General features: G+C 70.3%; 11 protein-coding genes. All 11 read left to right on the forward strand.

The annotated features are described in order from the left end of the window. Positions 1-38: 38 nt before the first annotated feature. Positions 39-596, forward strand: a complete 558-nt coding sequence (locus tag ABS361_05555; GenBank protein ID XBY45734.1) for a hypothetical protein — start codon at positions 39-41, stop codon at positions 594-596. Further along, positions 593-6415 (forward strand): hypothetical protein, encoded by a 5823-nt coding sequence (locus ABS361_05560; protein ID XBY45735.1) that lies wholly within the window; start codon positions 593-595, stop codon positions 6413-6415. The genes ABS361_05555 and ABS361_05560 overlap by 4 nt, the downstream gene beginning before the upstream one ends. Before the next feature lie 3937 nt (positions 6416-10352). Next, positions 10353-14123 (forward strand): hypothetical protein, encoded by a 3771-nt coding sequence (locus tag ABS361_05565; GenBank protein XBY45736.1) that lies wholly within the window; start codon positions 10353-10355, stop codon positions 14121-14123. Next, positions 14117-15238 (forward strand): VWD domain-containing protein, encoded by a 1122-nt coding sequence (locus ABS361_05570; protein ID XBY45737.1) that lies wholly within the window; start codon positions 14117-14119, stop codon positions 15236-15238. The genes ABS361_05565 and ABS361_05570 overlap by 7 nt, the downstream gene beginning before the upstream one ends. A 111-nt stretch (positions 15239-15349) precedes the next feature. After that, the gene (locus ABS361_05575; GenBank protein XBY46821.1) at positions 15350-17521 is read left to right on the forward strand and encodes a type I secretion system permease/ATPase; all 2172 of its coding nucleotides are present in this window, start codon (positions 15350-15352) and stop codon (positions 17519-17521) included. A gap of 19 nt (positions 17522-17540) precedes the next feature. Further along, positions 17541-18962, forward strand: a complete 1422-nt coding sequence (locus ABS361_05580) for an HlyD family type I secretion periplasmic adaptor subunit (GenBank protein XBY45738.1) — start codon at positions 17541-17543, stop codon at positions 18960-18962. 319 nt (positions 18963-19281) lie between these two features. After that, complete coding sequence (locus ABS361_05585) at positions 19282-20385, forward strand: ABC transporter substrate-binding protein (protein ID XBY46822.1); 1104 nt, start codon at positions 19282-19284, stop codon at positions 20383-20385. A 56-nt stretch (positions 20386-20441) separates the two neighbouring features. After that, positions 20442-21320, forward strand: a complete 879-nt coding sequence (locus ABS361_05590; GenBank protein XBY45739.1) for a branched-chain amino acid ABC transporter permease — start codon at positions 20442-20444, stop codon at positions 21318-21320. Next, positions 21320-22297 (forward strand): branched-chain amino acid ABC transporter permease, encoded by a 978-nt coding sequence (locus ABS361_05595; protein XBY45740.1) that lies wholly within the window; start codon positions 21320-21322, stop codon positions 22295-22297. Before ABS361_05590 ends, ABS361_05595 begins: the two co-directional genes overlap by 1 nt. Beyond that, on the forward strand, positions 22294-23040 hold the full coding sequence (locus tag ABS361_05600; GenBank protein ID XBY45741.1) for an ABC transporter ATP-binding protein: 747 nt from the start codon (positions 22294-22296) through the stop codon (positions 23038-23040). The genes ABS361_05595 and ABS361_05600 overlap by 4 nt, the downstream gene beginning before the upstream one ends. A gap of 2 nt (positions 23041-23042) precedes the next feature. Next, on the forward strand, positions 23043-23765 hold the full coding sequence (locus ABS361_05605) for an ABC transporter ATP-binding protein (protein ID XBY45742.1): 723 nt from the start codon (positions 23043-23045) through the stop codon (positions 23763-23765). Positions 23766-23845: the final 80 nt, after the last annotated feature.

Consider the following 23845-nt stretch of genomic DNA (forward strand, 5'->3'; position numbering starts at 1 on the left):
GCTGCTCCCGTTCTTTCTAGAATTCAGGGATTTTCGCCATGCCCGCTTTTACGACCGATCCGCACCATTACGACGCCGTCGCCGGCTTCGATACCTCCGCGCTGTTCTCGGCCGGGGCATTCAATGTCGCGGCGTTGCAGGATGGCACGGGCGGCGTGGCGATCGCGGCGGCCGCGCGGGCGGCCGGATCGACGGCGGGCGGTCTTGCGCTCATCGCGGCGGTCGCGGCCGACCAGGGCGTGAGCCCGATCTGGACCTACACGTCCTTCGCGGGCCGGACCAAGGCACTCGGCGGCTCGGCCGCCGATCTCAACGCCGTCGGTGCGGCGATCGCGGGGCGCTTCGCCAATCCGGTCGCCGGGGTCACGGATTCGCTGTCGGATCTGAGCTCCGCCAGCGGCGCGGGCCAGATCGCCTTCGCCGATGTGATCGGCCTGGTGGTCGGCATCGCCGCGGCCGGCACCGACCGGCTCACGCTGCTCGCCGGCATGACGCTCGGCAACGTCGTGCAGCAGCAGCCGCGCGGCGGCGAGGGCGGCGAGGGTGGCGGCAGCGAAGGCGGGGCGGCTCGACCTCGCCGATCTCGACCGCCGTGACCGCCGCGCAGGCGGCGCTCTCCGGCGGCACGCTGACGACGATGCGCTTCGTCGCGCTGATGGCCGGTCTCGACGGCACCGTCTCCGACTTCCGCAATACCGCCCGCAACGCGGCCTTCACCGCGATCGGGACCGATGCGGGGCTCATCGCCAGCACGTTGCGCATGCTGGCGTCGGCGTCGCCGGCGGTCTCCTATCTTTCGAGCCTGGCCAATTTCATCAATGCGCTCGGCGACCGGGGCTCGCTCGATCTCGCGACCGTGTTGCAGACCATCCGCGCCGAGGTTTCGGCCGGCAATCTCACGGCGGCGGCGTCGATCCGGCTCGGCGAGGCGCTGGTCTACTACGCCTATGGCCTGACCTCGAACCGCGACAGCGTGTTCGCGTCGGAAGTCGTGGCTCAGATCGATGCCGGGCTGATCTCGGCGACCAGCGCGGTCGCCGCGCTCGGCGCCGTGCGCGACGAGTTCGGCGTCTACGAGGCCGACCGGCACCTCATGGACCTGGTGTCGGCGCGCAACACCGCCACGATCCGGATCGCGGTCGCCCAGCAGATCGCCGCATCGGTCTACAACATCGATCCGAACGTCATGGATCCGGCCAGCCAGGGCAATCGGATCCTGGTCTCCAACGCCATCGGGTTCATCCGCGGCCGCATCGATGCCGGGATCACCGCGACCGACGCGACGACGATGCTGACGGCGGTGGCCGCTCTCGGCGGCTACGCATTGCGGGCGATCGGCGACAACCTGCGAACCAACGCGCCGGGTACCGCAACGATCGATACGGTCGCGGCTGCCGCCGACGCACTCGGCCTCACCGCCGCGCAGAAGATCACCGTGCTCGCCGGCATCGGCGGCAGCTCGGCGATGCAGTTGCAGGGTAACAGCAGCGTCTGGGTCGCCAACACCGACTTCCAGACCGCGGCGGCGGGCTGGATCTTGGGCGTCGCCAACACGGCGCACATGAGCGCGGCGGATCTCGCCGGCGCCTTCATCGCGGCGCTGCCGGACGCCGCCGGCGGCGGCAATCTCTACTGGCAGGAGATCGGCCGCGTCCTGATCGACATGGCGACGGTCGGCTCCAACCCGGATGCCGCCCAGGCGCGCTATGTCGGCGCGGCGATCGCGGCCTATGTCACCTCGGGCCCGGTCGGCGTCGCAAGCATGATCGGCCTCATCGACGGCATGGTCCGGATCAGCCAGACCATGACCGTCGATCAGTCGCTGTCGGTTCTGATCGGCATGGCGGCGAACGGCGGCCTCGCCGTGCAGGCCGCCGCCGCGGGCGAGATCGCCGATCTCGCCACCCGCAACGTGATGCAGCTCGCGACCGGCGTCACGGCGATCACATCCGCGCTCAATGCCTCGATCCTGACCAACGCCCGGGCGGCGACGCTGCTCGCGGGTATCGTCGGCGCCAGTGCGATCGGCACGGTGGGGACCGCCGCGATCGACGCATTGGTCACGCTCACGGGCTCGTCGACATCGACGCTCACGGACGCGATCCAGGCGGCGGTAACGGGCTCGGCGCTGTCGCTCGACGCCGCGCTGCGGGTCTATGCCGAGGTTGCCGGACGCTCGTCCGCGACCGTGCAGGGCGCGATCACCACGGCGATGCTGTCGCTCGTGCCGTCGAACGGCATCGAGGCGGCGATCACCACGCTCGCCACCGAGGCGGCGACCGGGACCACCGGCGTGCAGATCGCGATCGGCCGAGAGATCGCGGCCTTTGTCGCCCAGGGTGGCGTCACGGGTGCGCGGGCGATCGCGCTGATCGACGGGCTCATTGGGGCGAACACGTTGACGGCGGCGCGCGCGCTCGCCGTGCTGGTCGGCTTCGGCGCCGGCGACAGCGGCCGCGAGACGCTGGTGCAGACCGAGATCGCGACGCTGGTCACCAACGGCGCGATCACCGCCGCCGCGGCCGTTTCGGCGCTGCAGGGCCTGCAATCGGGCGCGGCGTCCGACGTTTCGACCGTGATCGACGATGCGCTCGCGGGTCTCATCACCGATCCGGCGTCGCTCGCGCAGACCGCTGGCCTCGGCACGCCGGCGCAGGTGCTGCTGGTCGCCCGGACCATCGCCGGCTACATGTCGACCGACCCGACCGCAGCGGCGACCATCCTCGACGGCCTGTCGCCGCGTATCCGGGCCGGTTCGCTGACCGGCGCGCAGGCGGCGCGGCTGCTCATCGACGTCGCCGCCCAGGGCGGCGGCGCCCAGACGGTCGCGATCCTGCGCCTGACGGTGCTGGCGACTGTCCAGCAGGGGCAGTCCGCAGCCGACGTCGCGCTCTCCGACATCACCGGCCAGGTCTCCGCGCTGCTCGGCGCCGGCACGCTCGGCTCGGCGATCGCGCTCGACGTGCTCGACCACCTGATCTCGCTCGGTGGCGCTCAGATCCGCTCGGCGATCGCCGGCCTCGTCGGCACCGATTCCACGTCGTCGATCACGGTGGCGCAGATTGCGGCGGCGGTCGGCAATGCCTCGCTGTCGGATTCCGACGCGATTTCGATCCTCGGCCTCGTCGCCAAGGCGAACGGCGGGGCCTTGCAAGCCTCAGCGATCAGCCAGATCGCGACGCTGGCGACCGACCCCACGACCGTTCAGCAGGCCGTCGACGCCTTCGCCGCGATCGGCTCGGGCGCGACGGCGGCGATCCGGGCGGCGGGCTATACGGCGCTGAATACGCTGCTCGGCGCCAACGCCGGGTTGGCCGACCGCGCGTTCAACGCAATCCTGCCGTTCGCGGGAGCCGGCGATGCCGGCGTGCGCGCCGATGCGGTTGCCGAGATCGCGACGCTGGTCGGATCGCTCGGGCTGTCGACGACGACGGTCCTCACCGAGATCAACGCCCAGCTCGCGTCCTCGGCGGCGGTTCTGACCGCGAACCAGGCGCTCGCGGTGCTCGTCGGCCTGCTCGGCGTGCCCGCTGCCGAGAGCACAGTGTTCCAGGCCATCGACAGCATCGCGTCGAACAACCACTACTCCCAGCAGACGCCGCGGCCGGGCTTCACGGCCGAGGCCGCGATCACCGCGATTGCCGGCGCCTATGGCGACGACAGCGCGCGGGCCGCGACGACGGCGCAGGAACTCAGGGTTCTCAAGACGCTGGTCGGTACGCCGAGCTTCCTCGGGGCGCTGGCCGGCGTGGCGGCCTCGACGCAGTTCACCGTGCTGTCGAACCTGCTGCCGAATGCCGACGCCGACACCTCGACCGCCTATATCCAGCGGATCGTCACGTTGCTGGCGGGCATGTCGTCGACCGACGCCACGACCGCCCGCACGGGCCTCCTCAACAACAGCGCGCTCAGCGCCGCGCAGGCCGCGCAACTGGCGGTCGCCTACTATGTGAGCGGCAGCGCCTCGGCGTTCCTCTCCGCCGCCGGATCGATGAATGCCGGTGTGTTGACGGGCGGTATCGCCGACCTCGTCACCGCCGGGACGGTCTCCGTCCTCTCCGCGCAGGAGATGCTCGCGGTCCTCGCCACCCAGGGGACGGCGGGACTCAAATCGTCCGCCGTGACCAAGCTCTCCGATGCGCTGGTCGGGCAGACGTCGCTCGCGACAGCGCTGATCAGCCATATCTCCGGCTTCATCGACAGCGCCGTCCTGACCGGCGCGCAGGCGGTCGGCTTGTTCGCCCGGATGCTGCTGTCCAATCCCTCCGCGCTCGGGTCGGCGCTTCAGACCGCCGAACTCGATCTGATCACCCAGGGCAAGATCGGCTACCTGGATGCGCTGACCGCGGTCGCGGAGACGGCTGCCGGCGTCAATGCGTCCGGCATGGCGACGGTCGCCCAGGAGATCGCCGGGATTCTCTCCGGCCGCACGATCGACGCGAGCCGCGTTGCCGACGCGATCGCGGCGCCGGCCGGCGGACCATCGCCGAGCCTGACCACGGCGCAGGACGTCGCGCTTCTGATCGCGGTCGGCGGCGCGGTCGGCGAGCCCATGCTCACGGCCGCCGGGCGCAAGATCGGCGCCTTCGCCGCCGCGGGCTCGATCGCCGGCGATGCGGCGGGCTATGCGATCTATCAGGCGAAGGTCGACGGTCTCGTCACGGCCGCGCAGGGGGTGGCGATCGCCATCGGCGCGCTCGCCGGCGGCAGTCCGGCCGCTGCCAACGCGGCGATCTACCAATTCCTCTACCAGAATGCGATCAGCGCCAGCGATGTCACGACCGCGCTCGACGGCGCCGTTGCGGCCGGTACGATCACCGCGACCGCGACGGTCGATCTGGCGGAGAGCTTCCTCAACACCTCGATCTCGACCGATGCCACCGTCGCGATCCTGTCGACGCTGATCACCAATGCGCGGGCGACCGGCGCCGCGGTCGTCGGCGAACTCGGCAGCTTCATCGGTACGGTCGGCGCCACGATCTCGCCGGCGCTGTTCATGTCGGTCGTGGCGAAGGTGGCGACCTCCGCCGCCCGCACCTCCGGCGCCGACGCCTCGATCGGCCTCGGCCTCGCCGACCTGATCGCGGCCAACAAGATCACCAAGGCGCAGGTCTCCGACGGGCTCGTGCTGGCGGTCAACGGCGCGACCACGCCGGTGCAGATCGCCGCGACGCTGTCGTTCGCGAACGCGCTCACGATGCTCGTCGGCATGGCCGCCGATACCGCCACGGCGGCGGTCACGGCCGGCGTTGCCGGCACCGCCGGATCGCTCGCCGCCGCGCTCGCCGGCTCGGACGCGACCCGGCTCGCGGACGCCGAGACCGCCTTCGACGGCGCGAAGACGGCGGGTACGCTGACCGCTGCGCAGCTTCTGAAGGTCTATGCCGGCCTGGTCGGGGCAGGGGTGTCGGCCAGCGCGACGGGCGTGCATCTCGCCGGGCTCGTCGCCGCGGGCACGCTCTCGGTCTATGATCTCTACACGCTGAACGGCCTGCTGCCGGCCGATACCTATACGACCGTGATCGCCTCGGCCGCGCTGACGATGATCGCCGCCGGCGGCACGACCACGCTGGTGCGCCAGGCGCTCGAGAACGATCTGTTCGCGGTGGTGGGCACCGACAACGGACAGATCAGCTCGACCACCTCGCTGTCGCTGATCGGCGCGGCCGGGACAGCGATCGGCACCCCGAGCAGCGCCACCGCGCTGCTGCTGACCGAGATGGGGCAGTATCCGACGCGTCTGGCCTTCGGCGTCGGCGCGGGCGCGGAACTCGCACGGCAGGTCGCCGCCGGCAGCGTGTCGGCGTCCGACGCGCTGTCGAGCGCGAGCGTGGCGATGCTCGCCGGCATGGCGGAAGCCGACCGGCTGCAGGTCGCGAGCGTCTCGTCGACCTTCCGGGACCTGATCTACGCGACGCTCCAGGCGCGGGCGGCCGCGCCGATGACGGCCAGCGTCGCGGCGACGCTCGTCCAGCTGATCACCGATGGCGCGCTGTCGGCGGCCAACGGCCTCGACGTGATCGCGCAGGCCGCGCATCGCTTCGGCCAGTCCTTTGCGCTCAACCTGGGTGGGGCGCTGAAGCCCCTGCTGGTCGCTGGCACCGTCACGCCCACGCAGATCGGCACCGCGCTCTCGGACGCCGGGATCGCCGGCACGGAGGCGATCGTGTTCCTCGCGAGCATGATCGACCCGCGCCAGATCAATGCGGGCACGCTGCTGTCCAGGCAGATCCTCGACGCGACGCGCGATCTCCTGACGACGTCGGGCACCACGGCCGGTGTCCAGGCTTTGACGACCGCGCTCGCGGGGCCGTCACGCCGACGGGCGCGATCCTCCTGTCGCCGGCGCAGGCCGTCGCCGCCTGGGCGGCGCTGGCCTCGGTTTTCGACGCGCAATCCGTCGCGCCGATCCTGACGCAGATCACCCAATGGGTCACGGCGACGCGGCTCGACGCGGCCACGGTTCATGCCGTGATCGGCCAGACGCTGGCCGCTTTGCCGGCCGGCTCTCGCTTCAGCACGGTTCTGTTCGAATTGCAGGTGGCCCGCGGTCTCGGCGAGAGCGCGAGCCAGCTGGTCGGCGCGATCGTCAATGCGACGGCGGTCGGTCTCGGCGTCGACGCCGCGATCGAGGTGCTCGGCAGTCTGACCACGGCGAACAGCGCCCGCTACCTCGACCAGACCGCCAGCAACCAGCTCTATGCCGGGATCGGCGCGGCCGCCGGAGCCGGCATCGCGGCGCTGGTGGCAGCGGGTCAGACCGACGTCTCCCACGCGCTCGGCGGCATCGCCGCCGTCTCGGGCGTCAGCGACGACAACCGTGCGCTCCTCTATCTCGGCTTCGGCGGGGCGGCGACGACCGCCGGCGCCATCAGCGCCGGCCGCGCGCTGGCCGCCTTCGTCGATGGCGGCGGCGCGCCCGATCTCGAGAGCGAGATCTTCGGCAATGTGATTTCGCCCGAACGGGCCGCTCTGGTGCTCGGCGGCATGGCGCTCAACGGCTCGGTGGCGACAGCGGCGCAGGCGGCGAGCCTGTTCGCCTCGGTCGGGCAGGTCGGCGGATCCTCGACGATCGCGACGCTGATCGGCGCGCTCGGCGCCGCCCATGACAGTGGCGCACTCTCCTCGCTCGACGAGTTCAAGCTGCTCGGCCTTCTGTCGCAGGGTGTCCATGTCGCCCCATCGCCGTTCGGGCATCTGACGCCCAACAATGCCGAGGCGCTGCGGGCGGCGCTCGACACGGAGCTCCTGCGCGTCGCCGGCACCAATCCGAGCACGGTCAGCGCCGCGATGGCGATGCTCGCCGGGATCGGCGCTGGCGGGTCTGCGAGCCTCATGGTCGGCATCGGCCGGCTGCTCGGCACGCTTCGAGGCCGCCGGCCGGACCACGGCGTCGGCGATCATCAGTGCCGTCTCCGGCGGCAACCTCACCACCTTGCAGAAGATCGCCGTGCTGACAGGCGCGGCGCTGTCCGACGCGAGCATCGCGGCGCCGCTCGGGACGCGCATCGGGGAGCGGGTCGCGGCCGGGCTCGTCATGGCCGACGACGCGATCTCGACCATCGCCGATGCGGATGCCGCCTATGCGACCGGATCGCTCGCGGCCGAAGCGACGATGCTGATCGCGGCTGCCGTGCAAGGCGGCACGAACATGCCGGTCGCGGCCGGCGCGCGGATCGGCACGCTGTTCGCGCGCGGTCTCGCCTCGGCGTCGATTCTCGCGAGCATCGACGCCGCGACCGGCACCAACGGCTCGCTTCCGGCGATCAACGCGGCGGATCTGCTCGCCGGCATGGCATCGACGGCGCCCGACGCCGACCGTCTCGCCATCGCGGCCGAGATCGATGCGCTGATCGGTGCCGGCAAGCTGTCGCTGGTGACGGTCACCAACGAGATCAAGTATCAGGTCGCGATCGGGCGTCTGTCGCTCGGACGGGCGGCCGACGTGCTGGTCGCCATGGTGGCCGGCGCTCCGGGAACGGCGGGCGACGTCGCCTCGGCGCTCACGATCATGATCGCCGCCCAGACCGCCAGTGGCGCCCAGGTCCTCGGCGCGCTCTATGCGGCCGCCGGCATCGCCGATCGGGCGACGGCGCTGCCGGGCACCGACGCGGCAATCGCGGCCGTGGCCCAGAGCCTGATCGCCAGCAACACCGTGTCGCTCGCGGACGCCTCGACGGCCTTCGCGACCGCAGCCGCCACGCCGGGCGCGTTCTCCGGCGCCCACGGCCTCGCCATCGCGCTGGCCATGGCGGCCACCGGCGCACCGGCTGCCAACGGCTTCGGCGCCACGCTGCCGGCGCTACTCGCGGACGGTCTGACGACGACGGCGCTCGGCAGTCAGGTCGCGGCCGCCGTCGGCGGCGGCGCGTTGACGCTGACGCTCGCGGTGCGGTTCCTCGGTTTTGGGACCTATGCGGCCGACGCCAATCATCTCGTCGCGACCGAGCGGGCCGCCGGTTCGGCCCTGGCCGCCCTGATCGGTGCGGGTGTCGCAACGCCGGCGCAGCTGGTGACGGAGCTCCGCGCGCTCGTCGCCGACGAGGTGCTCGATCCGGGCCGCGAGGCGGCGCTGATCGCGGCGGCTGCAACCGGGGTCGCCGCGACGGTCGACGTGTCCGCCTTCACGGCGGAGCTGTCGCGCCTGATCACCGCGCCGGCGATCAGCGCGGCGGACCTGTTCAGCAGCATCGAGGCGGTTGCGGGCTCGCCGGTCGGCGCCCGCTATGCGACCGTGATCGCGAGCCTCGATCGTTCGCTCGCCGGGGCCATCGGCACGGAACTGGCGAGCCTCGTCGCGCGCAATCTGATCAGCGCGTCCGATCTCGCCACCGCCATCACGGCGGCGCCGATCGCGGCCGATCTCACGGACCGCTATCTGGCGACGGCGCTGCCGGCCGATACCGCGGGCGCCGCGATGGTCGGGCTCGTCACGGCCGGTCGCCGGACGCTCGGCGACCTCGTCACCGATCTCGGCAATGCGGTCACCGCGGGTGCGATCGATCGCGACGCCGAAATCAAGCTGATCGCCGCGATCGCGGTTCGGACCGCCGACCAGACCGGCATGGCGACGCTCGGCGCGGCCCTGACCGCGCTGGTCACGGCCGGATCGGTCACCGCGGCGCAGATCTTCTCCGACGTCGCCGCCTATGCGACGGCGGTCGGATCCTATTCGACGCGGCTCGGGCAGCTCATCGGCGCGATGTCGGCGACCGGCGATGCGGCCCTGCAGGCCTCGGTCGGCGCCGAAATTCAGCGGTTGGTCGGCGCGGGCTCCCTGCCGGCCGATTCCGCGCTCGACGCGATCATCGCCGGTTCGGGCGGCTCGGCGCTGGCTCCGGCGGCGCTGGCTTCGCTCCTGTCGATGGCGGCCTCCGGCAATGCCGCGATCCAGGCGGCGGTCGGCGATCGTCTCGGCCGGGCACTGAGCGGCGCCTCCAACCCGTCGAGCGCCGCCGCCGATCTCAAGGCGCGCCTCGATGGCGCGGTCTCGGCGTCGCAGATCTCGGCCGTGCAGATGGCCGGCGTGCTCGCCGGCCTCGCCACCACGAGCTACACCGGTGCGACCGGCGCCACCGCCGTGACCGGCGAGGTCAACGGCCTGGTGCTGTCCGGCGCGCTGTCGATCGCCGATGCGCGGGGCTTCCTCGCCTCGGTGACGAGCGAGCCGATCCGGGCGTTCTTCGCCCAGTTCGCGCAGCTCAACGCTCAGGCGCTGACCGGAACGGACGGCATGGCGCGGGCGCGGCTCGCGCTCGACAGCCTCATCGTCTCGACCTACTACGCCACCTACCAGTCCGGCGTGACGCGCACACAGCTGGAAGGGCTCGTCACCGCGCTCGGCGGGCTCGGCAGCACCTCGGCGCTCGCCCGTTTCGCGGCGGCGGCGACGGCCAATGCCCAGGCGCCGGCGCAGGCGGCTGCGGCGCTCAACGCGCTCGACGGTTCTGGCGTGCTGACCGCGACGTCGGAGCTGGCGAGCCTCGTCGGCGCGGGCGCGCTGACGGTGCAGGCGGCGGTGCAGGCCGTGGCGGCCGGGATCGGCACGCTCGGGGCCACCAAGGTGGTCGCATGGCTCGCCGAACTGTCGGCGCGGCCGGCGTTCGCGGGCGCGGTGGCCGATCAGATCGCGGCGCTGATCTCCGGTGGTACGCTCACCGCGGCGACGGCGATCGCCGCGATTGCCGGCATCACCAACCAGTCGTCGGCGAGCGTCGGCGCCGTGGCGACGATCTCGACCGCGACGGCGACCAACCTGCTCGTCGGGCTCGCGGCGCGGCGACACTGCGCTTCTCGATGCGGCGGGCGCGCAACTCGCCGCGCTGGTCGGCGCGCCGCAGGGCGCGTCGGCCATGTCGCCGACGGGGATCCTGAACACGATCGACGCCGCGATCACCGGCGGCGGGCTCGGCGGCACCAAGGGCGTGCGGCTGCTCGCCGACATGGCCGTGCGCATGACCGGCAACGGCATCGTCTCGGACTACCTGATGACGCATCTGCCCGGCTATGTCACCGGCGGCGCGGTCTCGCTCGCCGATGTGGTGGCGGTCGGCCAGGCGGTTGCGACCGAGTCCGGGTTCCAGGGGCACGGGGCGCTCGTCAGCGCGTCGCTCGCCGGCAATCTGGTCGACCTCGCCGGCGGGGCGTCGACGGCCGTCACCCAGATCCGCACCTGGGTGACGGGCGGCGCGCTCTCCGGCGAACGCGGTGTGGCGGCGCTGCTCGGCGTTATCGCCCAGGAGAACGGCATTCAGGCCGCGCGTTTCCAGGCTGATCCGAACGCTTCGTACCAGGTGGTCACCGCGCGGACGGACGCGGCCTTCGCCGCGGCCAAGGCCGAGATCCTGTCGATGATCTCGGCCGGTCGGGTCACGGGCGCGACCGTGGCCGCCGATCTGCAGGCGCTCGGCGGACTGTCGTCGGCCCAGAGCTTCGGGTTGCTCATCGATCTCGCCCGCACCGGCGACAGCGCCACGCAGGCGGCGGTCGCGACCATGCTGGTCGGCATGGGCACCAAGTGGGGCCCGGCGAGCGATCCGTTCTTCTCGGGCGCGCTGATCCAGGCGGCGAAGGATTTCGCCGCGGTCGTCGGCGGCACCATGAGCGTCGGCGCCGCCATCGCCGACGTGAAGGCCTATGCCAAGGCGAACGGGGCCTCGACCGATGCCGGCCTCGTCATGCTCGGCTCGCTGCTCGGCCAGTACGACTTCGTCACCAACGCGCCCGGTTCGCGCCGGGCGCCGGTCGATACGGAGCTGACCAACCGGATCGCGGTCGGCGACATGGCGGCCGAGCTGGCCGGGCGCGTCGCGCAGGGCACGACGCCGTTTGTTCCGGCCTTCGGCGCGCAGCCGCAGCCGACCGATCCGAGCGCGATCTCCTACGCCGATGCCAAGGCGCTGCTGTCGCGGATGGTCGACCAGTATGCGACCAGCCACACGGCGGCGGACGCCCTGTTCGCGATGGACGTGTCGATTTCGCAGATCGCCCGCACCGCCAGCTTCAACTGGGACTCGATCCCCGGCCGTGTCCTGACGGAGCTTCAGCGCGGTCTCACCTATACCGGCCTGTCGTCGGCGACGATCAACACGATCAACAGCACGCAGATCGCCGGCTATGCCTACGATCAGGCGCTGGCGGCGCTGGTCGACCGGCTCGGCTCCTCGACGGCGCCGACCGCGGCCGGCAACGCGGCCCAGGTCCGCGACATCCTCTCGCGCCGGCTCATGACCGGCGTCGCCGCGACGGATCTCGTCAATCAGGTCGCCAACGGCACCATGACGACGGACCAGGTGAAGGCCGCCGTCGATAAGCTGCTAGCGCCCGTTGTCGCCGGACTGGACGCGGATTCGGCCGCGCTGATGCGCAAGACGGCGTTCGGCTGGCTCGCGATCAAGTCCTCGCAGTACATCGAGGGCAACTACCAGATCGTCACCAATGCCGACGGGACGAAGTCGCAGACCTATTTGCAAAGCCCGGTCAACGACCTGTTCAGCATGCTGCTCGGCGAGGTGCGTGACGACGCGCTCGCCGGCCTCGGCGCGATCACCTCGATCCAGAACAAGGCCATGGTTTCGGCCGCCGATCTGGCGACCGGCTTCAAGGTCGTGCAGACGATCTACAGCAACATCGCCTCGAGCGTCGTCTCGACCTTCTCGAACCTCGGGAACAGCGATGTCGTCAAGGCGGCGTCCGACGCCGCGCAGGCGGCGATCCGGGCGGCGGCACCGCTGTTCGAGGCCGGCTGGACGGCCATGCAGGGGCAGTGGGACAAGTCGGCCGGTTCGCAGGGCCTGCCCGGCGTGCTGCATGACGAGGTCGTCGCCAATCCGAAGGACTACAAGGGCTACATCGACCTCGGTGCCCAGCTCGCCGCGACCGGCGTTCCCGGCGGCGGTCTGTTCAAGCTCACGAACATCTCCGGCAACATCTGGAACGAACTGGCGGGCAATGGCGCGGCCACGGCGGTGATGGTCGTCAGCGTCGGCTCCAAGGTGATGACGGCCATACTCGGCATCAACGCGGTGTCGAACGCGCTCGGTTCGGCGGCGCCGGCGCTCAAGGGCGTCTTCAACGTCACCGGCGCGACCGCGGACCTGCTCGGCAACGTCGTCGCCGGCGTCGTCAAGGCCGAGGCGCAGACCTATGCGAAGGCGGCGATCGATCTCGGCACGAGTTTCGCCAATCTCGGGACGGGCAATTTCTCGGGCCTGCAGAGCAGCGCCGGCGACGTCGCGAAGGGGTTGTTCACGCTGACCTCCGGCGGCTTCTCGCCGGAGGATCTCGGCGCCGTCGCCTCGAACGCCGGCGCGGCGATCGTCGATCTGATGAGCGGCAATCCGAAGGATGCGGGCGCCGCGGCGCGGGCGCTCGGCGAGAGCGCGCTCAAGGCGCTGACCGGCAACGTCTATCTGAGCGCGGCCAAGGACGCTGTGCTCCGCTATGCCGACACGATCGCCAACGATCTGTTCTCGGCCGCCGCGGCCGCGATCGATTTCTTCAATAACCTGATCCACAATCCGAAGGTGGTGTCGTCGTCGCCGCAGACGCTGATCAAGGATCTGGCGAACATCGCGGCGGTCGGGTTCAAGGATCCGAAGAGCCTCAGCAATTACGGCAACTTCTACCATGGCAGCGCCGTCGACGGTTATCTCGCCGGGGCGACGGTGTTCGTCGATGCCAACGGCAACGGCGTGCTCGACGCCGGCGAGTACAGCACGACGACCGACAACAACGGTGCCTATTCGCTACCGGCCGGCCTGATCGGGCCGATCGTCATCACGGGCGGCACGGACACCGGCACCGGGCTCGCCAACCCCGCCGCCTACACGGCGCCGGCCGGCTCGGCGATCGTCTCGCCGCTGACGACGCTGGTCCAGAAGGTCGCGCAGGCGACCGGCGACACCAGCTCCGCCGGCATCGAGGCGGCGAAGCGCTCGGTCGCGACCGCGGTCGGGCTCTCCTCGGGCACCGATCTCCTGTCGCTCGATCCGGAGGCCGGCGCGCTCCAGGGCGATACGGCGGCGACCGCCGCGTTCCAGGCGGGGGCGGCGCTGATCAACATCGTTACGCTGATCGGGGCGGCCGGCGGTTCGGCGGCCGGCCAGAGCGTGTTCGCCAATCTCGCGACGCAGATCGCCGGCGGCGCCACGGTCAATCTGACCGACGGCGCCGCGGTGAACGGGCTCGCGGCATCCCTGGCGACGAGCGCCGGCCTGTCGTCGGCGGCCGCGAGCGCGATCGGCTCGATCGCGGGGGCTTCGACGAGTGCGCTGGCGGCGGATCTCGCCGGGGCGAACTCGGCGACGGCGCGGTATACGCTGATCATCAGCGCCGCGCTGGCGACACAGACGGCCGGCGCGCGGGCCGTGGCTTCGGCGGCGGCCTCGGGGATGCCTCGGCTTTTGCCGCGGCGGCGACGGACTTCACGACCAACCTGCCGGCGACACTCACCGCGGCGAAGAGCGCGACCTCGATCAAACTGCCGGCCTCGGCCGACATCGCGCCGACGATCTCGGGCACGGCGTCGGGCCAGACCGTCGCCGTCGGCGGCACCGCGACGCCGTTCGCCGGCGTCACGATCGCCGATCCGGATGTCGGCGCGACCGAGAGCGTCGTGCTGACCGTGATGGTCAATGGGGTTGCGAGCGACGCCACCGGCACGCTGTCCGGTGCCGGACTGACCAAGACCGGCACCGGCGTCTACACCTTGACGTCCGGTTCGCCGGCCGATGTCACCACGCGGCTTCGCGCCCTCGTGTTCACGGCCGCGGTGGGGATCACCGCGCCACAGGCGACCACGATCAGCGTGCAGGCGTCGGACGGGATCCTGACCACCACGGACACCGCGACGAGCCTGCTCGTCAGTCCGGTGGACGCCTCCGGCCCCACCGGTCAGGGCTGGGGCGACGTGCACATGGTGACGTTCAAGGGGCTCGCCTACGACTTCATGGCGGTCGGCGACTACACGCTGGTGAAGTCGGTCGAGCCGGGCAACGCGTTCGACATCCAGATCCGCACCTCGGGCGAGCACGGCGTCATGAGCTACACGACCGAGATCGCCGCGCAGGTCGGCGCGAACACGGTCGACTTCGAGCTCGACGGCGCGGTGAAGCTCAACGGCGTCGCCACACCGATCGCGGTGGGGAGTGTTCGCAAGATCGACGGCGGCACGATCAGCCGAACCAAGGACGACACCTATGTCGTGAACTGGGAGACCGGCGAGAGCCTGAAGGTCGTCAACAAGGGCGGGGAATACTTCGACGAGATGGTTTCGCTCGGCCCGAATGCCCGCCCTGGCTCGGTCGTCGGTCTGCTCGGCGCCAACACCACCCAGGCGAACGACATCCAGCTCGCCGACGGCACGGTGCTGCACAACCCGACCAACGACGAACTGGTCGGGGCCTATGCGTCGAGCTGGTCGGTCGGCACCGACCTCTCGCTGCTCGACGACGGCGGCCTGCTGCCGGCCGCGATGTCGAACCTCGGCGACGCCGCGACGCCGTTCAACGGCAAGTCCTCGATCGACCTCGCGGGTTTCGATGCTTCCAAGGCGACGCTGGCCTTCAGCGAAGACGCCGCGGGCGGGTTCGGCACGCTGACCGTGACGTCGGGCAGCCAGCACACGGCGATCCTGCTCATGGGGCAGTACGCTGCGGCAGGCTTCGGTCTCGCGAACGACGGCCACGGTGGTACGACCATCGACTACCAGCCGCCGCGACCGACGTTGCTGGGCTGAGGGGGCTCTCGTCATGTTTCAGCGTTCCGGGGCGGGACCGTCCGATCCCGCCGAGGCGACCCATCCGGGCGACGGCATGATCGCGGATACCGACGCGGCCGCGCCGGCCGGATCCGCCGCGGGGGCGAGCGAGAGTGCCGCGCCCCGGGGCTCGGCCTCGTCGCGCTCGCCTGGTGTCTCAACATGCTCGGTCTGCCGGCCGATGCCGATCAGATGCGGCACGACCTCGGCATCGCCGGCGGGGCGGTCGGCGAGACCGATCTCTTGCGCGCCGCGCGCAAGTTCCCGGTCAAGGCGCGGGCGATCGGGTCGCATTACGACCGGCTCGAACAGACGCCGGTGCCGGCGCTCGCCGAGGTCGAGGGCGGGCAATGGCTCGTCGTCGGCCGCGTCGACGCCGACAAGGTGCTGGCGCTCGATCCGGCCAAGGGCACGCCGGAGCTGATCACGCGCGAGGACTTCAAGGCGCGCTGGACCGGGCGGCTCCTGCTCGTGACGCGGCGGGCGAAGGGGCTCGGGCTGTCGACCAAGTTCGGCATCGGCTGGTTCGTGGCGGCGATGGCCAAGTACCGCCGACCGCTCACGGAAGTGCTGGTCGCCTCGCTGTTCATCCAGGTGTTCGGGCTGCTCGCGCCGTTGTTCTTCCAGGTCGTGGTCGACAAGGTGCTGGTGCATCGCGGCCTGTCGACGCTCGAGGTGCTCGCCGCCGGGCTCGCGATCCTGTCGCTGTTCGATGTCGTGCTGACCGGCATCCGTAGCTGGCTGTTCGCCCATACGGCCAATCGCATCGACGTCGAGCTCGGCGCGCGGCTGTTCCGGCACCTGTTCGCGCTGCCGATGGCCTATTTCGCCGCGCGCCGGGTCGGCGATACGGTGGCGCGGGTGCGCGAACTGGAGCAGATCCGGCAGTTCCTGACCTCGTCGGCGCTGACGCTGGTGCTCGATCTCCTGTTCGGCACCATCTTCATCGCGGTCCTGTTCCTTTATTCGCCGTCGCTGACGCTGATCGTGGTCGGCTCGATCCCGCTCTACGTGCTGGTCTCGGTGATCGCGAGCCCGGTGTTCCGCCGGCGCATCGACGAGAAGTTCCGGCGCGGCGCGGAGAACCAGTCGTTCCTGGTCGAGAGCGTCGCCGGCATCGAGACGGTCAAGGCGATGGCGCTCGAGCCGGCGCTGCAACGGCGCTGGGAGGAGGGGCTCGCCTCCTACGTCTCCGCCGCGTTCGGCGTCGTCGGGGTCGCGACCTGGGCGCAGCAGGCGGTGCAGGGCATCTCCAAGCTCGTCGGCGTGCTGGTGCTGTTCTTCGGCGCGCGCGCGGTGATCCAGGGCGAACTCACGATCGGCGAACTTGTCGCCTTCAACATGATCGCCGGTCAGGTCGCGCAGCCGGTCTTGCGGCTCGCGCAGCTCTGGCAGGATTTCCAGCAGACGCGCGTGTCGATCGACCGGCTCGGCGACATCCTCAACGCGCCGCCGGAGCCGTCGCCGGCCGGACAGGCGAGCCTGCCGCCGATCCGCGGTTCGATCCGGTTCGAGGCGGTCAGCTTCCGCTACCGGCTCGATGCCTCGGCGATCCTGTCCGACGTCTCGATCGAGATCGCCGCCGGCGAGGTCATCGGCATCGTGGGCGCGTCCGGTTCTGGCAAGTCGACACTGGTAAAGCTGGTGCAGCGCCTGTTCGTGCCGGAGCGCGGCCGCGTGCTGGTCGACGGCACGGATCTGGCGCTCGCCGATCCGGCCTGGCTCCGGCGCCAGCTCGGCGTGGTGCTACAGGAGAACGTGCTGTTCAACCGCTCGGTCCGCGAGAACATCGCCATCGCCGATCCGGCGATGGACATGAACCGCGTGATCGCGGCGGCCAAGCTCGCCGGCGCGCACGAGTTCATTCTCGGCCTGCCGGAAGGCTACGAGACCGTGATCGGCGAGCGCGGCGCGAGCCTCTCGGGCGGTCAACGCCAGCGCATCGCCATCGCGCGCGCGTTGAGCCTCGATCCGCGCATCCTGATCCTCGACGAGGCGACCTCGGCGCTCGACTACGAGAGCGAGGCGATCATCCAGGCCAACATGACGGCGATCAGCCGGAACCGCACCGTGCTGATCGTCGCGCACCGGCTATCGACCGTGCGCAACGCGCACCGGATCATCGTCATGGACGAGGGGCGGGTGATCGAAAGCGGCACGCACGACCAGCTTCTGAAGCTCAACCGCCGTTATGCGCGGCTCTGGCGGATCCAGGCGGGCGGCCCGAGCGCGGTCGCCGATGCGCCACGGATCGAAACGTGACGGATCGGGGGAGGGCCGGATGGGCGCCGAAATCGTAACCCTGCGCCGCACCAACGCGGTCGCGACACCGGTCGAGCGCGAGTTCCTGCCGGCGGCGCTCGAGATCGTCGAGACGCCGCCCTCGCCGGGCACGCGCTGGCTCGGCTTCGTGCTCTGCGCGCTGTTCACGGCGGTCATCGTATGGGCCTCGATCGGTCAGGTCGACCTGATCGCGACCGCGCCGGGCAAGGTCGTGCCGGTCGGCCGGACCAAGGACGTGCAGGCCTTCGAGGCCGGAACGGTCGCGAAGATCCTGGTCGACGACGGTACGGCCGTGAAGGCCGGGCAGACGCTGATCCTGCTCGATCCGACAGTCGCGACCGCCGATCGCGACCGGTTCCGCGAGCAGGCGATGCGCGCCTCGCTCGACGTGGCGCGGCTGCAGGCGCTGACCGCGCCGCCGGGCACGAGCGCCGATCCTTTCGCGGGCCTGGACGCGTCGCCGGAGGCGATCGCCGAGGCGCGCGGGCGCTATCTCGCCGACCGTGCGGGGCGCGAGGCGAAGCTCGCCAGCGCCGATCTCGCCATCGCCGCCAAGCGCGCCGAAGCCGTCAGTTACGAGGCCGAGATCGGCAAGATCGACGCGCAGCTGCCGCTCGTGCGCGAGCGGACGCGCATTCGCAAGGAAGGCTCCGACAAGGGCTGGGGCTCGCGGCTCGATTTCCTCAACGCCGCGCAGGCCGAGGCCGAACTGGTCAACCAGCGCAAGGTCGTGGTCGAGAAGCACAATGCGGCCGCGGCGGCGGTGCAGGCGCAGATCGCCGATCGCGAAAGGCTCGCCGCCGAGACCGAACGCGACTGGCGCTCCGACCTGCAACGCGCGATGCGCGACCGGGCCGAGGCGACGAGCGAGCTCGCCAAGGCCGAACGGCGCACCGGGCTCACGTCGGTGACGTCGCCGGTCGACGGCGTGGTCGCGGATCTGCGTGTGCACACCGAGGGCGGCGTCGTGCAGGCCGGGCAGCAGCTGCTCCGGGTCGTGCCCTCGCACGGCTCGGTGATGATCGAGGCGGTGGTCGAGAACAAGGACGCCGGCTTCGTCCGGGCGGGCCAAGAGGTCGAGGTCAAGGTCGATGCCTTCTCCTACACGCACTACGGCCTGATCCCCGGCCGGGTGGCGCAGGTCTCCAAGGATTCGCAGCCCGATCCGGAGCTGATGCAGCAGTCGCGCGCGGCCCAGCCGCTCGGCGACAGTCCGGATGCGGTGCGCCGCTCCGGCGCGCTCGTCTATGTGGCGCGCATCGAGATGGCCGATCCGAGCCTGATGGTCGGCGGGGTGCGCACCGCGATCGAGCCCGGCATGGCGGTGACGGTCGAGATCAAGACCGGCCGGCGCACGGTCATCGATTATCTCTTGTCGCCGATCATCCGGCAGGCGCACGAGGCACTGCGCGAGCGCTGAGCCACGGTACTTGGACCGGCGGCGTCGGCCGCGGTCCGCATCCGACACGACCATGCGTCGGATGCTGCGTTTCGTTGCGTTCCCGGCCTTGATTGCGGATGACAGAGGCGGGACGCCCGGCTAGAAGACTTCCCCTGTCGCGATCGTCGCGGCCCGCATTCCGGACAAGTCGACGGGTTCCGCCTCAGGTGCAACGACCCGTCCGCTCGTGGCGGACCATCAGAAAATGCATGTCGCGCCTCGAAGCGCGACGGAAGCTGGGGGAGGTATCTTCATGTTCACCCGCGTGCACTTCGGCACGGTCGCTCTCGCGCTCGCGATGGGCCTCGCCGGAACCGGCGCCGCTTCGGCCGCCGATACGCTCAAGCTCGGCATGGTCGCCGAGCTCTCCGGCGCCGGCGCCCCGGCCGGAACCAACTGGCGCGACGGTGCCAAGCTCGCGGTCGCCGAGATCAACGCCGCCGGCGGTATCCTCGGCAAGAAGGTCGAGCTGCCGGAATACGACACGCAGACCGATCCGCAGGTGTCGCGCGCGCTGGTCCAGAAGGCGATCGACGACGGCGCCATGGCGATCATCGGCACGATCTATTCCGGCTCGACGCTGGTCAACATGCTGGTCGCCAAACAGAACTCGATGCCGCAGTTCGTCGGGTCGGAAGCGCCGAGCATCGTGGAGAAGGGCAATCCCTTCGTCTATCGGACCTCGTCGGGCTCGCAGAAGGGCGTGCCGGCGCTGACGCCCTATTTCAAGGACACGCTGAAGGCCAAGAAGGTCGGCGTGGCCTGGGTCAACAACGAGTTCGGCAAGGGCGGCCGCACGATCTTCGTCGCGGAGATGAAGAAGGCCGGCATCGACGTCGTCATCGACGTCGCCTCCGAGCAGGCGCAGACCGACTACGCCGCCGACGTCGCCAAGCTGAAGAGCGCCAATCCGGACGCCGTGTTCGTCTACATGAACCAGGAGGAGTCCGCGCGCTTCCTGGTCGAGGCGAAGAAGCAGGCGCTGCCGATGCCGCTCGTTGGCGAGGTCACGCTGACCGAGGCCAAGGTGATCGAGCTCGCCGGCGAGGCGGCCGAGGGCGCGATCGCCCACGTCGGCCTGACCGCGACCGCGACGCAGATCCCGGGCATCGCGGCCTTCGCCAAGGCCTTCGAGGAAACCTACAAGCGCCGGCCGACCCATGACGCCATCAAGGGCTACATCGGCGTCTGGACGACCAAGTATGTCTCCGAGATGGTCGGCAAGGTCGACGGCGAGGCCTTCGCCGCCAAGATGCACGGCCTCTGCCTCAAGGCGGCCGAGTATCCGAAGGTGCTGCTCGACACCTGCTGGGACGATCGCGGCGAGATGTCCCGCCCGAGCTTCATGGTCCAGGTCAAGGGCGGTTCGCCGGTCGTGATCGGCACCGTTCCCGCCAACTGATCTCCCTCCGACGCCGCGGCGGCGACCCGCCGCGGCTCACTCGTGCACCAAGGCTCATGTCCCAGTTCCTTCAGGTCCTGCTCGCGGGCCTCGCGACCGGCGCCATCTATGCGCTGGTCGCGATCGGCTTCACGCTGGTCTGGCAGGCGGCGCAGACGGTGAACTTCGCCCAGGGCGAGTTCGTCATGCTGCCGGCCTTCTTCGTGCTGATCGGCCTGAAGTGGCTGGCGCTGCCGCTCTGGGGCGCGCTGCTCCTCGGCGTGCTCGTCTCGATCCTCGTGCTCGGCGTCCTGTTCAAGAAGCTGATCGTCGAGCCGATCCTGCCGCATGGCGGCATCACGCTGATCATCGCGACCATGGCGCTCGGCATCTTCCTGAAGGAGGGCGTCAAGGAGTTCTACGGCGCGGAGGCGCAGCCGTTTCCGGCGCTGTTCCCGACGAGCTCCATCGACGTGTTCGGCGCGGCCATCTCGATGCGCGACCTTTCGAACCTCGCGATCTCGGTCGCGGTGGTGGCGCTCTTGACGCTGTTCCTGAACCGGACCCGCACCGGCCGCTGCATGCAGGCGGCGGCGCAGAACCCGGCGGTCGCCGAGATCCTCGGCGTCGATGTGAAGCGGATGGTGCTCTACACCTTCCTGATCAACGCGGCGCTGGCCGCGCTCGCCTCGATCCTGATCAGCCCGATCTATCTCGCCAAGTTCTCCAACGGCGAGACGCTCGGTCTCGTCGCCTTCATCGCCGCGATCGTCGGCGGCTTCAACCAGATCCGCGGCGCGCTGGTCGGCGGGCTCCTGATCGGCGTGCTCGACAATCTGACTGCGACCTATGTCACCGCGCAGTACCGCGCGGCGCTGCCGCTGATCCTGCTGATCGTGATCATCCTGGTCCGGCCGCAGGGCATCATGGGCACCTCGGAAGGGCGGACCGTCTGATGCGCCCGCTCTGGAAGGCCGTGATCCTCATCGCGCTCCTCGCCGCTGCGCTCGCCGCGCCGATCGGCCAGAAGGGCTACGTGGTCTATGTGCTGTCGTCGTGGCTGATCTTCGTGATCGCCGCGATGGGGCTTAACCTGACGCTCGGCTATGCCGGCCAGATCTCGCTGGCGCAGGCCTCGTTCATGGCGATCGGCGCCTATATCACCGCGCTCCTGACGCTCGCCGGCTGGCATTGGCTCGTCGCCATGCCGCTCGCGCTCGTCGCCTGTTTCGCGGTCGGGCTGGTGCTCGGCTATCCGGCCTTGCGGGTGAAGGGGCATTTCCTCGCCTTCGTGACGCTCGCCTTCAACACGCTGGTGTTTCTGGTCCTGCGCAACGAGGACTGGCTGACCGGCGGCAGCTACGGCCTGCAGGGCATGCCGCGGCCGCATTTCGGGCCGGTCTCGACCGACAAGCCGCTCGCCTTCTACTACTTCACCCTCGCGATCACGGTGGTCGCGGCGCTGGCGCTGTGGGGGATCGTGCGGTCACCCTGGGGCCGGGCGTTCCGGGGCCTGCGCGAGAACCCGATCCGCGCCGAGAGCCTCGGCCTCGACACGCGCCGGGTCACGCTACTCGCCTTCGCGATCGGTTCGGCCTATGGCGGCCTCGCCGGCACGCTGATCGCGCCCCTGGTGCAGTTCATCGAGCCGGGCTCGTTCGGCCTCGCGCATTCCCTGCGCATCCTGCTCATGGTCGTGGTCGGCGGCTCGGGCGCCTTCTTCGGGCCCTTCGTCGGCGCGGCGGTGGTGATCCTGCTGCCGGAGGTGCTGCGCTTCACCGAGGGCTACTATCTGATCATCTATTCCGGCCTGGTGATCGTGATGTTCGTGTTCATGCCGAGCGGATTGATGGGCATCGCGGAGCGGCTCGGCCAGATGGTTCGGGGAAAGCGCGTGCGCGCCGACATGGCGGAGGGGGCGCAACTCAAATGAGCGAGGCCGTTCTCTCCGTCCGCGACATCACCAAGAGCTTCGGCGGCATCCGCGCCGTACGCGGCGTCTCCTTCGACGTGAAGCCCGGCGAAGTGCTCGGGCTGATCGGGCCGAACGGTTCGGGCAAGTCGACGCTGTTCAATTGCATCCTCGGCCAGCTGAAGCCGGACACCGGCTCGGTCTCGGTCTCGGGCCGTGACGTCTCGGGCCTGCGCGCCTCGGAGCTCAACCGGCTCGGCGTCGGCCGGACGTTCCAGCAGCTGTCGGTGTTCCCGAAGATGTCGGTGCTCGACAATGTCATCCTCGCCGGCCAGGAGCACCGCGGCACGCTCGTGTCGCGCCTGTTCGGGCCGTCGGATGCCGGTCTGACGGCCGAGGCCGAACGCATGATCGCGTTTTTCCGGCTGACTCCTCTGAAGGACCAGCAGGCCGGTTCGCTCTCCTACGGCCAGCAGAAGCTCGTCGACGCGGCGATGGCCTTCATGGCCCGGCCGCGGCTCGTGCTGCTCGACGAGCCGGCCGGCGGCGTCAACCTGACCATGCTGGCGCATTTCAAGGACCGGCTGGCCGCCTACAACGCCGAACACGGCACGACCTTCGTGGTGATCGAGCACAACATGGAATTCGTGATGAGCCTTTGCACCCGGATCATCGTGCTCGCCGAGGGCGCGATCATCGCCGAGGGCACGCCCGACGAGATCCGGTCGAACCAGACCGTGATCGACGCCTATCTCGGGGGCTGAGCATGCTCGAAGTGCGCGACGTCCATGGCGGCTACGGCAAGATGGCGATCCTGAACGGCGTCAGCTGCACGATCCCCAAGGCCTCGATCACCACCGTGATCGGTCCGAACGGGGCGGGCAAGTCGACGCTGTTCAAGGCGATCTTCGGCCTCCTCAACATCCACTCCGGCCAGATCCTGCTCGACGGGCAGGACGTGACCCGGCAGACGCCGCGCCAGATGATCGCGCATGGCGTCACCTATGTGCCGCAGGGCCGCAACGTGGTGCCGCAGCTGTCGGTCTATCACAACCTCGAGCTCGGCGGCATCACGGCGCCGGACCAGAAGCAGCTCAAGGCGCGCATCGAGGCGGTCATGGACCGTTTCCCGATGCTGCGCGAGTTCCGCGACCGAAAGGCCATCGAGCTTTCCGGCGGCCAGCAGAAGCAGCTCGAGGTCGCGCGCGCATTGCTGCTCGACCCGAAGCTGATCCTGATCGACGAACCGTCGATCGGCCTGTCGCCGAACCTCGTGCAGGAGGTGTTCCGCACACTCATGCAGCTGCGCGACAATGGCGTCGCGGTGCTGATGGTGGAGCAGAACGCCAAGGCGGCGCTGGCAATCTCCGACTACGGGCTCGTTCTGGAGCTCGGCCAGACCCGCATGCACGACAAGGCGTCGACGCTGCTGACCGATCCGCGCGTCGGCCGCATCTTCCTCGGCGGTCACGTCGAAGGCGCGACCTGAGGGCGGAACGCCCGGTCGCCTGCGATCGTCAGCGATGGTCCGCCGGAGCGAGTCCCGACGCCAGCCGCGCGGCGAGCGCG

This window comes from Ancalomicrobiaceae bacterium S20 (assembly GCA_040269895.1).
Lineage (GTDB): Bacteria > Pseudomonadota > Alphaproteobacteria > Rhizobiales > Ancalomicrobiaceae > Methyloraptor > Methyloraptor flagellatus.

Excerpts from the sequence above, each read along its gene's own strand:
- ABS361_05585 (XBY46822.1), top strand. The coding sequence starts at position 19,282 with ATGGGCCTCGCCGGAACCGGCGCCGCTTCGGCCGCCGATACGCTCAAG.
- ABS361_05600 (XBY45741.1), top strand. The coding sequence starts at position 22,294 with ATGAGCGAGGCCGTTCTCTCCGTCCGCGACATCACCAAGAGCTTCGGC.
- ABS361_05565 (XBY45736.1), top strand. The coding sequence starts at position 10,353 with ATGTCGCCGACGGGGATCCTGAACACGATCGACGCCGCGATCACCGGC.
- ABS361_05595 (XBY45740.1), top strand. The coding sequence starts at position 21,320 with ATGCGCCCGCTCTGGAAGGCCGTGATCCTCATCGCGCTCCTCGCCGCT.
- ABS361_05555 (XBY45734.1), top strand. The coding sequence starts at position 39 with ATGCCCGCTTTTACGACCGATCCGCACCATTACGACGCCGTCGCCGGC.
- ABS361_05590 (XBY45739.1), top strand. The coding sequence starts at position 20,442 with ATGTCCCAGTTCCTTCAGGTCCTGCTCGCGGGCCTCGCGACCGGCGCC.
- ABS361_05580 (XBY45738.1), top strand. The coding sequence starts at position 17,541 with ATGGGCGCCGAAATCGTAACCCTGCGCCGCACCAACGCGGTCGCGACA.
- ABS361_05605 (XBY45742.1), top strand. The coding sequence starts at position 23,043 with ATGCTCGAAGTGCGCGACGTCCATGGCGGCTACGGCAAGATGGCGATC.